The 11,603-nt window shown below is 61.2% G+C and carries 11 protein-coding genes; 6 read left to right on the top strand and 5 right to left on the bottom strand.

The window, feature by feature from the left end:
* Positions 1-279: 279 nt before the first annotated feature.
* Positions 280-1,281, bottom strand: a complete 1,002-nt coding sequence (locus tag M0D67_RS32440; protein ID WP_266241033.1) for a LysR family transcriptional regulator — start codon at positions 1,279-1,281, stop codon at positions 280-282.
* Positions 1,282-1,483: 202 nt separating this feature from the next.
* Here M0D67_RS32440 and M0D67_RS32435 point away from each other — a divergent pair, with 202 nt between their 5' ends.
* From M0D67_RS32435 to M0D67_RS32425, 3 genes are all read left to right on the top strand, one after another.
* A complete protein-coding gene (locus tag M0D67_RS32435; RefSeq protein ID WP_266241034.1) occupies positions 1,484-3,649 on the top strand; it encodes an FUSC family protein in 2,166 nt (721 codons plus the stop codon).
* Between the two features lie 168 nt (positions 3,650-3,817).
* Positions 3,818-4,033 (top strand): hypothetical protein, encoded by a 216-nt coding sequence (locus tag M0D67_RS32430; RefSeq protein ID WP_154565797.1) that lies wholly within the window; start codon positions 3,818-3,820, stop codon positions 4,031-4,033.
* Between the two features lie 192 nt (positions 4,034-4,225).
* Positions 4,226-5,740 (top strand): acetyl-CoA hydrolase/transferase family protein, encoded by a 1,515-nt coding sequence (locus M0D67_RS32425; RefSeq protein WP_154565800.1) that lies wholly within the window; start codon positions 4,226-4,228, stop codon positions 5,738-5,740.
* A 65-nt stretch (positions 5,741-5,805) separates the two neighbouring features.
* Here M0D67_RS32425 and M0D67_RS32420 read toward each other — a convergent pair whose 3' ends face one another.
* Both M0D67_RS32420 and M0D67_RS32415 read right to left on the bottom strand, forming a co-directional pair.
* Positions 5,806-6,060 carry a GlsB/YeaQ/YmgE family stress response membrane protein gene (locus M0D67_RS32420; protein WP_028197420.1) on the bottom strand — a complete coding sequence of 85 codons (255 nt, stop codon included), beginning with the start codon at positions 6,058-6,060 and terminating at the stop codon, positions 5,806-5,808.
* Between the two features lie 162 nt (positions 6,061-6,222).
* Complete coding sequence (locus tag M0D67_RS32415; protein WP_154565796.1) at positions 6,223-6,930, bottom strand: MgtC/SapB family protein; 708 nt, start codon at positions 6,928-6,930, stop codon at positions 6,223-6,225.
* Positions 6,931-7,592: 662 nt separating this feature from the next.
* Here M0D67_RS32415 and M0D67_RS32410 point away from each other — a divergent pair.
* The gene (locus M0D67_RS32410) at positions 7,593-8,117 is read left to right on the top strand and encodes a hypothetical protein (RefSeq protein ID WP_154565795.1); all 525 of its coding nucleotides are present in this window, start codon (positions 7,593-7,595) and stop codon (positions 8,115-8,117) included.
* Positions 8,118-8,246: 129 nt separating this feature from the next.
* Here M0D67_RS32410 and M0D67_RS32405 read toward each other — a convergent pair whose 3' ends face one another.
* Positions 8,247-9,410, bottom strand: a complete 1,164-nt coding sequence (locus M0D67_RS32405) for a metallophosphoesterase (RefSeq protein ID WP_266241032.1) — start codon at positions 9,408-9,410, stop codon at positions 8,247-8,249.
* Positions 9,411-9,777: 367 nt separating this feature from the next.
* On the opposite strand from M0D67_RS32405, the gene M0D67_RS32400 reads away from it, so the two are divergent.
* Entirely contained in the window at positions 9,778-10,107 is a 330-nt protein-coding gene (locus M0D67_RS32400; RefSeq protein WP_154565793.1) for a hypothetical protein, read from the top strand.
* 23 nt (positions 10,108-10,130) lie between these two features.
* Here the strand turns inward: M0D67_RS32400 and M0D67_RS32395 are convergent, their stop codons facing one another.
* On the bottom strand, positions 10,131-10,715 hold the full coding sequence (locus M0D67_RS32395; RefSeq protein WP_154565792.1) for a malonic semialdehyde reductase: 585 nt from the start codon (positions 10,713-10,715) through the stop codon (positions 10,131-10,133).
* 143 nt (positions 10,716-10,858) lie between these two features.
* Between M0D67_RS32395 and M0D67_RS32390 the strand changes: the two genes are divergently transcribed.
* Positions 10,859-11,458 carry an alpha-ketoglutarate-dependent dioxygenase AlkB gene (locus tag M0D67_RS32390; protein ID WP_154565791.1) on the top strand — a complete coding sequence of 200 codons (600 nt, stop codon included), beginning with the start codon at positions 10,859-10,861 and terminating at the stop codon, positions 11,456-11,458.
* Positions 11,459-11,603: the final 145 nt, after the last annotated feature.

Here is an 11,603-nt window from a genome sequence, read left to right as displayed (position 1 = left end):
CCCCTGCAGCATCAGAAACCCCACCCCACAAAGGTGGGGTTTCTGCGTTTACGGCTCTGAATTCAGCGCCAAGACTCTGGCGTCGTAGCGAGCACACGCGCGGACTCTTAACTCTCGTTCCCAACCCGCGGGACAACGCACCTCCATTCCGAGAGGTGCGTCACGAAAACACTGCCGCTATCTGGCAGGCCATAGATGCCGTCACAAATGTCCCGCCACTTCGTTACCTACGTTGCTACCTTCCACAGGCGCGGCCAGCTCGTCAGCTAAAAAACTGCGTCAGTGCGCGGCGACATCTCCGCCCCCAATGCCAGCCGTTCTCACAGGCACAGTGCCATCAACTGCATGCATCTGGCCAACTTCCGCAAGTAACGCCTCGTCGCGTGCAATCACCTTCGGCAGATGCGTGCGTAAGAACTCAACCCACGTCCGCGTCTTCGCATCGACGAACTTGCGTGACGGATACAGCGCGTAAACGTTCATCTTCTGCAGCGTATATTCAGGCAGCACGCGGACTAACGTCCCGTCACGCAGCCCGGCAATCGCCGCATAGAGCGGCACCATACCAATGCCCATTCCCTCGCGAATCGCGACGATCAGCGATTCCGCAATATTCACTTGCACGGGTCCATTCACTTCCATCATCTCGCTGCCGTTGGGGCCGTCGAGCACCCATTCGTAGGCCGGAAATGCTGGCGTGTGCAAGATCAGACACTCGTGATGCGCCAGGTCGCTGGGCTGTTGCGGCGCGCCATGAGCACGCACGTAAGCAGGCGATGCGCACAGGATGCTGAACGTTGTACCAAGCGGGAGCGACACGAGGTCGGAATTCGGCAGAGTCGAGGCGCCGATAACAGCGACGTCAGCGCTGCCTTCGAACAGGTCGGGCATGCGCTGCGACAACGTCAACTCGACGGTCACTTCGGGATAAAGCGCGCGATACCGGGAGATGGCCGGCAGCACGTAATGCTGGCCGATACTGGCAAAGCTGTGCATCCGCAAAGCGCCGGCAGGGCGTTCGTGGGCGCAGCTTGCTTCTTCTTCCGCTGTGTCGACATCTGCAAGGATCTGCTGAGAGCGTTTCAAATAACGCTCGCCCGCCGTGGTGAGCGCGAGCCGCCGCGTCGACCGGTTCAGCAAGCGCGTACGCAGATGAGCCTCGAGTTCCGAGACCGCGCGCGACATCGCGCCAGTCGTCGAATTGAGTGACTGCGCGGCGGCGGTAAAACTACCGGCTTCAACCACGCGCACGAACACTCGCATATTTTGTAGCGTATCCATCGATCCTTCTATTTCACGGCAGAAGCCGTATTGTCCGCCTGTCCCGCAAGCCCATTGTTGTTCATTCTGGAAGGGAGGTTCCGCGCCCGTCCTATTAATACGCGCAGCGCATGCTCTTACAATCGGCGCCTTGCCTGCTGGTGTGCGCAGCGTTCACCGGGGCTTCTTTTAGCGACAAACCGAGACGCGTTGCTTTCTGATGATGAGACGCCAACATGCGATCAAGCCCACCGTGGATTCTCGCCGGCAGTGGCGCGTCATGTTGCCGGCGCTCAGTCCCGCCGTTCGCGACTGGGCGAACAGCGACGGTCTGATCTGGCTGCATCTGCTGAAAACGGTCACTGCGGGTTTGCTGGCACTGGGCATCGCCATGTTTCTGGATCTCCAGCAGCCGCGAATCGCGATGACCACGGTGTTCGTGCTGATGCAGCCGTTCAGCGGCATGGTGCTCGCCAAGAGTTTCTACCGGATTCTTGGCACTGCGGTGGGGACGGTCGCTGCCCTGGTGCTCGGCGCGCTGTTCGTCCAGCAGCCCGAGTTGTACATGCTCGGCATGATCGGTTGGGTGAGCGTCTGTATCGCGGCAGCGGTCCGGTATCGGCATTTCAGATGGTACGGCTTTGTGCTGGCCGGCTATACCGCCGCTTTGATCGGCATCCCGAATGTCACGGCGCCTCACGACCTGCTTCTGGCGGCGCTTACGCGCGCAGCGGAAGTGGCGGTCGGTATCGTGTGTTCGAGCGCAGTCAGCGCGCTCATCGTGCCGCAGCGTTCCAGTCTTGCGCTGCGGCGCGCACTTCATCTTCGATATACAAATTTTACTGCGTTCGCTGCCGAGGTGCTGGGTCGCGGAATCGACCGTTGCCAATTTGAACGGCGCTTTGCGGACCTCGTCGACGAGATCGTCGGCTTTGAAGCGACGCGAACATTTGCTGCCTTCGAGGATCCGGCCATGCGTTCACGCAGCCAGCATCTCGGCCGTCTGAACGGCGAATTTATGGACGCATGTGCGCGGCTGCATGCGCTGCACCAGTTGCTCAAACGTCTGCGTGTCAGCGGCCCGATCTGGAGGGTCGACGCCATCACGCCGTACTTCAGCGAGCTGTCGGCACTGCTTGAATCCACGCGAGATGCGAATGCTGATGCAGCGCACGTAGCTGCCGGCTTGCGGCTCTTTCAGGCGAGCTTGCCAAGGCGCGTGCGTGAAACGAGACGGCCACTGGAAGCCGCGCCCGCTGAATCGCTCGCGGACTTCGATACCGCCTCGGAACTGCTATATCGATTTGTCGATGAATGGATCCGCTACTCCGAGACTTACGCGTCTTTGGCGTGGCGCAAACCGGGAGCTGGGCCGTACACCGCCGGCCGCTACGTGAGCAGGACGAACGGCTTTGTGGTCGCGTTTACCTTTGCCAGGTCGGCGGTGGTGATGGCGATCGCCGGCTGGTTCTGGATCGCCACCGACTGGCCCAGCGGCGGTCTGGCAGTGATCGGCGCGGCGCTGGTTTGTGCGTTGACGTCGACCGCGTCGAACGCATCGAAAATGGCCGTGCAGATGGCGGTCGGTGCGGTGCTGGCGACCATGACCGGCTACCTATTTACGTGCTACGTATATCCGAACATCGACGGCTTTCCGCTGCTTTGCGCGATGCTCGCTCCGGTGCTTGCACTCGGCGCCTTCATCGCGTCGCGCAAGCTCTCGGCAGGGTATGGCATCGGATTTTCGGTGTTCTTCTGCCTGCTCGCCGCGCCGGACAACGTCGTCACGTATGCGCCCGATCTGCTGATCAACAATGGGATAGCGATCACGGCGTCGTTATTGCTTGCAGCAATCGTGTTCTCGGTGGTGTTTCCCGCGGACATGCCGTGGCTCACCGAGAGAATCAAGGGTGATTTGCGCGCGCAAGTCGTGTCTGCGTGCAAGGACGAACTGCCCGGACTCAATCAACGCTTTCAGTCGAGCACTCACGATCTGGCCTCACAGTTGCGCATGCTACTGACGCGGCGCTCCCGACGCCGCCGTGATGCGTTGCGCTGGATGCTCGTCACCCTCGAAGTAGGGCACGCCGTGATCGATCTGCGCAATGAAGCAGCGCGCGCGGGCTACGCGCAAGCCCTTCATTCGCACTGGAACAGCGGCCTCACGCGGACTTGCGACGACCTCGCGCGGCTCTTTGCGCGACCGGACTCACACGCTCTCGAGCGCGCGCTCGGATCCGTGCGCGCGGCCACGTGGATCGCGCAGGACCTGCTGGAAACCGTCCATGCCGACCGGGACCAGCGACACGACCTGCAGCGCATCCTGAGTTGCCTGCACTTCATCCGCACGGCGTTGCTCGACAAAGACGCGCCTTTCCATACGCGTTGACCCGCGCGTCGGATCGGGCGTGCGCCCCGATCCTTCTGCCAGATGGAAAGGTCCCTTCCGTCCAGCCTTGTTTATCCGCGTAGGTGGCGGTCATATAGTTTCTTCACCGCCGCGCAGTCCCCAAAAAGAACTTCCTGCGGGACGGAATCGTAAGAACTGGAGAACGAAATGAATGTGTTGAAGATTGCCCTGATTGCCTGCACTTTGTCCGCTGCTGTCGCTCATGCACAGACGGCGCCTGCCGCCTCGGAACAACAGGTCGCACAGGCGAATGCACCGCGCGCGAAGAGCGTCGATGAGCAACGCCGTGTCGCAGTACCGAAGGCCAAAGCTGAAGAGTGCGTAGGGCCTGTGAGTTTCTGTAATATTTTCTTCGGCAGCTAAGCAGCGCCACGCGCAACACCAGCAGTACCTGTAAGACCTGTCGCGGGAATGTTGCACGCGACGAAACGCCTGGCCGCGACGCCGTCCCGTCGAGACGCCGCGGCTGGTGCGACAAACTGGCTACTGAGCGAAGCACACCGCAGACGTGCGCACCGGTAGACTGGACGGGCGATTATGGAGAGACTCGATTTCATGTACCAGGACCGGATTCGTTGCTCCGCGCTGCGCGGAAAAATCACTTCAGCCGCCGAGGCGGCGCTTCTGATTCAGGACGGCATGCGCGTCGGCGCCAGCGGCTTTACGCGCGCGGGCGACGCCAAGGCTGTCCCGGTCGCACTCGCCGAGCGCGTCCGGCAGGAAGGCAAGCCGCTGCAAATTACGTTGATGACCGGCGCATCGCTAGGTCATGACGTGGATCGCATGCTCACCGAGGCGCATGTGTTGGCGCGTCGCTTGCCGTTTCAGGTCGACAAGACCCTGCGCGATGCGATCAACCGCGGCGAAGTGATGTTCGTCGATCAGCATCTGTCTGAAACTGTCGAGATGCTGCGCGCGAATCAGCTCGGCAAGCTCGATGTCGCCATTATCGAGGCCACCGCGATCACCGAAACTGGCGGCATCGTGCCGACCACTTCAGTCGGCAACTCGGCCAGCTTTGCGATCCTGGCCGACAAGGTCATCGTCGAAATCAATCTTGCCCAGCCGCTCGCACTCGAAGGGCTGCACGACATCTGGATTCCGGGCCGCAGGCCGAATCGCGAGCCGCTGCCGATCATGCATCCGCAAGACCGCGTTGGTACGCATGCCATCGAAATTCCGCCAGAAAAAATCGCGGCGATCGTGATCACCGACAAGGCGGACAGCCCGTCCACGGTGCTGCCCGCGGATGCGGAAACCGAGCTGATTGCGCGCCATCTGATTGAGTTTTTCCAGCACGAAGTGTCATGCGGACGCATGCCCCCGCAATTGCCGCCGTTGCAGGCGGGCATCGGCACGATTGCCAACGCGGTGCTGGCCGGTTTTGTCGATTCGCCTTTCGGCGCCTTCGAAATTTACTCAGAAGTACTGCAGGATTCGACCTTCGATCTGATGGACGCCGGCAAGGTGACGTTCGCCTCGGGTGCGTCGATCACGTTGTCGGCAGCGCGTCAGGCGCAAGTGTTCGGTGAACTCGAGCGCTATCGCGATCGCCTGGTGCTGCGTCCGCAGGAGGTCAGCAACCATCCTGAAGTGATTCGCCGGCTCGGTCTGATCGCCTTGAATACCGCATTGGAATTCGACATATACGGCAATGTGAATTCCACGCACGTCGGCGGCACGCACATGATGAACGGCATTGGCGGCTCGGGCGATTTCGCGCGCAATGCGTCATGCGCGATCTTTGCGACGAAGTCGATGGCGAAGGGCGGCCGCATTTCGAGTGTCGTGCCGATGGTGCCGCACTGCGATCACAACGAGCACGATGTGGACGTAGTCGTGACGGAGCAGGGCCTCGCCGATCTGCGCGGATTGGCGCCGCGGGAACGCGCTACGCTGATCATCGAAAACTGCGTGCATCCGCTCTATCGCGATCTGCTTCGCGACTACTATCGGGATGCCTTGCAATGGGGTGGGCAAACGCCGCATCGGTTGGACCAGGCTTTCACCTGGCATACGCGACTGCGTGACACCGGCTCGATGTTGCCGGCAGTAGAGGCGCGTCTCTAAACGCGAAGTAAAACCGGCGTCAGGTGGCATTCGCTCCCGACGCCGTAAGACATCAGGTGCTACGCTCAGGTGCCGCGCCGCACAAGCCGGATAAGGAACAGCAGAATGACGGCGCCGATCACGGCGGTAATGATCGAACCGATCCAGCCGCCGCCGAGCGAAATGTGCAACACACCGGCAAGCCAGCCGCCGATGAATGCGCCGACAATCCCGACGATGATGTCGACGATCAGACCGAAGCCGCCGCCCTTGACGAGCACGCCAGCCAGCCAGCCGGCGATTGCGCCGATGATGAGCCATGCAATGATGCCGTGTTCCATATTCGAGACTCCATGGTTGAGTGTGAAAAAATCACGGTGACAGAGCTTAGTCGAAGGTTATGGGACAGTCCATATTCAGGACGCGGAATTAACATTGTCTGAATCTATTGCAAGCTAAGTGTAGACGATGCGCACGAATATTGGGAGCTTACGCGAGGTGGCTCACTCAGGCGTCGGCTCCGCATCTTTAGCCGTCCAGCTCACGCTCGATACGCTCTTTTCCATGCTGATGCGGCTGGCCATCTGTTCGAGCTTCGGCTGATCTTTCGGATGCAGCTTCAATGTTGCGGTAACGCGAATGCGTCCCGTATCGTCTTCGACGTCTTCGCTCGTCAGGCTCTGGAACGACAGCGGTGTCGAATACATTGAGTTGGATACCGCGGTACGAATGTGAATTTCATCGGCCTCCCGGCAAACGATCGTCAGCACATACTCGCGCACGAGGTCGGCGTCCGAAACGGGCGCCGCGTTGATGGCACGGCTCACTTCACGCAACACCGTATTGGTCAGCAGTACGACCGCGGTGCCGGCGAGGGCCGGGCCGTAATGCCCCGCACCGCACAATACGCCGACGGCCGCCGAGCACCACAAGGTCGCGGCGGTGTTGATCCCCTGAATGGAGCCCTTGTCGCGCATGATCACGCCGCCGCCGAGAAAGCCGACGCCGGAGACGACATACGCGGCAATCTGGGTGATACCGGCGGTGCCGTTGCCGGTCAGCACGCCGAGCGTGACGAACAGGCACGCGCCGCTGGCGACCAGCGTGATGGTCCGCAGGCCGGCGTTGCGCTGGCGCATCTGCCGTTCGAGGCCGATCGCGACCCCGCAGCTAAAGGCGGCAAAGAGCCGCAAGACGAATTCAATTGTCATCGGTAAGAGAGGTTGAAGCGCGTGTTCGCACAGTGTGAACCTTACGCATGACAGCATCACGTATCCGCAGGTGGAACGCGAGCGTGGTCAGGCGTGACAAGGCATGCGAGCGGGGGCTCGCGACGCAAAAGGCGTGGAGCATGCGCAGGCCATCGGGCCATGCGGCGCTTCACTTGCAGCAAGAGGGTAAAAGCGACGTGCACCGTCGGGCCCGAGGGCAAGACGGCGACAGGCAAAGGCTGACGCGGAAATCTTGCCGATCAGGCGATCGGGCGAATCGAAGCTCGACTGGTACTACTGCTACTGTCCAAGATCGTGATTCCGGTTAAATGAACTGGGCGAATTCTAGGCAGCTCTGCAAAGTTAAGTCAAGCCGGGATGAGGCAGGGTGGCGGAATGTGTTGTGGGTCGCTTGCAGAATTTTCCCCGGCAAGATCGGAATTTTCCTCGCATAAATACGGACTCCGAATATTGACGAGGTCCATCCCGGAAAACACACTGTTCGCACACTTCGAAACACGTCGTGTGGTTCGGGTGCTCAATCCACGTTTCATTTCCCAGGGTTTCGCCCAGAAATTTTTCGGTTGTCCTTGCGCTGTACCTTGCACATCCGATCCGCACCATGTCGTCTCTTTTCCGCTGTTCACCCAATTGAGGAATATATGAAAGAAAAAGCTCTCGGCGTTATTGCCGGCGCATTGATTGCTGCGGCTCCGCTCGTGTCGTTCGCCGCCGGTTTGCCTGCGCCGTTTGAAGGCAGCAGCACGCTGCAGGCGGATGGTGTCGTGAAGTCGATCGACCAGGCAAAACATTCCGTGACTGTGCTCGACGCACAGGGCGGCGAAGCTTCATTCAACATTACCGATACGAGCAACCTGGCGCAGATCAAGCAGGGTGGCAAGGTCCATATCCGCATGATGCGCAACGCCATGGTCAGCGTGACGCGCGGTGCCGACGGCCACGGCGCGGCCGTTCAACCGGTACAGCAGAACACTGTACAGAACGTGACCGCCGAAGTTCAGGCGATCGATCATGCCTCCGGCATCATGGCCCTGAAGGGCCCGAATGGCGCGGTGTTTCATATTCAGGGCCGCGAGCCGGCAAAGGTCGCCGGCGTGACGCCGGGTATGCAAGTGTCGGTGGCATACGCACCGCAGGTTAGCGTGGCCGTCGCGCCAGCTCAGTAACGCAAATTGGCTGACGTGGCGCGTCAGCGCCAAAGCGCGGATGTCCTTTGCGGACATCCGCGTTTCTTTTTTGCAGTGCAATCCAGTATGACTCCGATGCGGCGATATGCGGCACTCTAGCCCGGGGCCTTAGTCGGGCTCGCCGGGCACGAGGCGCAATCGCGTGATCTCCGAGGGAGCTCCCAGGCGCTTCGGCGGTCCCCAATAGCCGGTGCCGCGACTCGTGTAGACCCACAGGCCGTTCAGCCGTGCGAGACCAGCCGTGAACGGCTGCTGGAGACGCACAAAGAAATTCCATGGGAAGAACTGCCCGCCGTGTGTGTGGCCGGATAGCTGCAGTGTGAAACCTGCTGCCGCGGCTGCTTCGGCAGAGCGCGGCTGGTGTGCCAGCAGTACTTTGATCAGCACGTCGCCAGGCGCTCCTGCGAGGGCCGCAACCGGGTCGCTGCGATGCAACGGATCATGATGGCCCGCTGAGTAATCGGTCACCCCGGCAATCACGGCGCGCGCGCCGTCGTGTTCCACGATCACATGCTCGTTAAGCAGAACGTTTAACCCCAGGCGCCGGAATTCATCGACCCAGGCGTTCGCACCGGCGTAATACTCGTGGTTGCCGGTCACGAGGAACGCCCCGTGACGCGCGCTGAGCCGTGATAGGGGCTGCGTGTGTCTGGTCAATTGCGGCACGCTGCCGTCCACCACATCGCCCGTGACGGCAATCAGATCCGGCTTCAGACGATTCACCGCGTCGACGATCGCATCCACGTAACGGCCTTTGATGGTTGGGCCGACGTGGATATCGCTGATCTGGACGATCGTGAAGCCGTCGAGCGCCGGCGGCAAATCGTCGATCGGCACCTCGATCGTCACGACCTTGGCGCGGCGCCGTGCGTTGAACAGGCCGACGAGTGTCGAGAGCAGCGCAAGCAGCGGTACCGCGGCCGCCGAGCCGATGCGCCAATGCGCGATTGCTATCGTGTTCGGCCAGATTGCATCGACGGTGAGCAGCGAGGCGAGCGCCAGGTCACGCGCGAACGTCAGAACCAGCAGCGACGAGAAGAAACCCATCGCCAGCAGCCCGACCCACGCGAGGCGGTCGCTGAGCGGCTGCTGTTTGATGGTGCGCGCCAGCATGCCGAGCGGTATCAGAAAGATCGACAGCACCAGCCACAACGCGCACAGCCACCGGCCGGTGATGCTGACGGGCATGTCGGGAATCAGACGAAAACCGACGTAGATATGCAGCAGGATGCCAATCAGGATGAAGCGAACAAGAAACGATGAGCGGCGCATAGAGAGGATAGAGGCGGGAAGGGGCCGGCACGAGCGGAGCAACGGCGGCGGCTCGCCAACTGCAATCATGAAATAGCGGGCGAGCCGGATCATTCTACCGAGATGTGCAAACCCTTGCCGAGGGCGCCAGATCTGCTTCCAGGACTGGCCGGACACGTCTGTTTTTGACGAGGCAAGTGGATACCGCAACGCAGCAATTCTCGTTGCCGCATGCCGCCGTCTGAACTGCAGCGACGCTCTAATTAAATGGGCTTTGAATTGTGTTTCGCGTGCACTATTCTCAAATAGAACCGGCTCGTCTCAGGGCCATCGCGGCCCAGCGGCGGTTCGTTTTGTCCTCGGTTGAGGGCGAGGCAGGAGGCGCATCATGAAACTGCTTGGGTCGGGCAATCACGTACGCCACGTACTTCATGGGCATCACGTCGGACGAGAGGGCAGCCACGTCATGCTGCCGCTGGTGGGCATATCGCTGATGGCGCTCGCCTTGTACTTCGGCGTGCGCGACATCGACTTCTCCGAGCTGGGCAAAAACGCGTTATTCGACGTGGTGATGGTATGCGTTGCACTCGGCATCGCAGGGCTGTTCGGCGTCGTCGGCGCGTGGTTGCGTTCCAATGGCGACGACGCTGACGAAGGCTTTTGCTTTATCGGTGCGGTGATCGGCACAGTGGTGTTCTACGTGGCGCTCTTCAGATAAACGCACCGGCGGCTTAAGGGCTTTCAGACGATCTGGGCGGCTTCGTCGAAGGAGAAGCGCGGGCTGCGCGGGAAGAGCTTCGACGGGTCGCCATAGCCCAGATTGATCAGGAAGTTCGACTTTACGGTCGTGCCGGCGAAGAAGGCCTCGTCGACCTTGGCGGCGTCGAAGCCCGACATCGCACCCGTGTCCAGGCCGAGTGCGCGAGCAGCGAGAATCAGATAGCCGCCTTGCAGCGTCGAATTGCGAAAGGCCGTATCCGCGATCGCCCTGTCGTTGCCGGCGAACCAGCTACGCGCGTCGGCATGCGGAAACAGTTTCGGCAGATGCTCGTAAAACGCCATATCCATCCCGACGATCACCGTGACCGGTGCCGCCATCGTCTTCTCGAGATTGCCCGGCGACAAGGCCGGACGCAGCTTTTCTTTGCCTTCGGGCGTTTTCACGTAGACGAAGCGGCCGGGGCTTGAATTGGCCGAGGTCGGGCCGAGCAGCACGAGTTCGGTGAGCTGCTTGAGCACGGCGTTGTCGACCGGTTTGGCCTGCCAGCCGTTATGGGTGCGCGCTTTGCGAAAGAGCTGGTCGAGAGCCTGATCGGAAAGAATCATGATGGATACCCGTTGAAGTTGCAGAGTGAAAAAAACGGATGACAGCGCAAGCCACAGGCGTGAGCGTCGTCGTCGTTGCCGCCATAATAGCTAGGTTCTCACTCGCGCACGTGTCGCGCACGCAATCGCATTCGGGCAATCTTATGGCGGACCTTTTCGACGACCTTCCGGCGCCCGACGTGGACTGGTATCCCGAGTGGCTCGCGCCCGAGGCCGCGGCGCGCGCTTTGGCGCAACTCATCGGCGAAGTGGAATGGCGTCAAGACATGATGGGTACGCCCGCCGGCCGTGTGCCGCTGCCGCGGCTGACCGCCTGGCAGGGCGAACCGGACGCGGTCTACGTCTACTCCGGCATTCGCAACGTACCGCAACCGTGGACCGCGACCGTCGCGGAACTGCGAGCCGCCGCGGAGGCAAGCTGCCACGCGCGCTTTAACAGCGTGCTGATCAACCGCTACCGCAGCGGCACCGACAGCATGGGATGGCATGCGGACCGCGAGCCTGAACTCGGCACCCAGCCGGTGATTGCGTCGATCAGCCTGGGCGTCGCGCGCACTTTCGACTTGCGGCACAACAAGACTGGCGTCGTGCAGTCGTTTTCGCTGAAAGGCGGCAGCTTGCTGGTGATGAAGGGCAACACGCAGGCCGACTGGCGGCATCGCGTGCCGAAGGAGCCGCGTGTGGCCGGCGAGCGGATCAATCTGACGTTTCGCTGGGTGACGCCGCGCGGGGCAACTCGCTAGCTTGCGGGCTGACCGTTAGCCGCGCCGCTCCTGGTCCGAAGGCCCCAAAGCCCGGCACCCACTCGCTATAAGGCACGAAGCCACATCGAGCACTTAAGCGCATAAAAAAGCATCTCCAGCGTTACGCTCGATCGCCGCCGATGCT

This window comes from Paraburkholderia sp. SECH4, from assembly GCF_030511745.1.
Classification (GTDB): Bacteria; Pseudomonadota; Gammaproteobacteria; order Burkholderiales; family Burkholderiaceae; genus Paraburkholderia; species Paraburkholderia madseniana.
The sequence above is the reverse complement of the archived record's forward strand: the minus strand, read 5'-3'. Positions and strand labels throughout refer to the sequence as shown.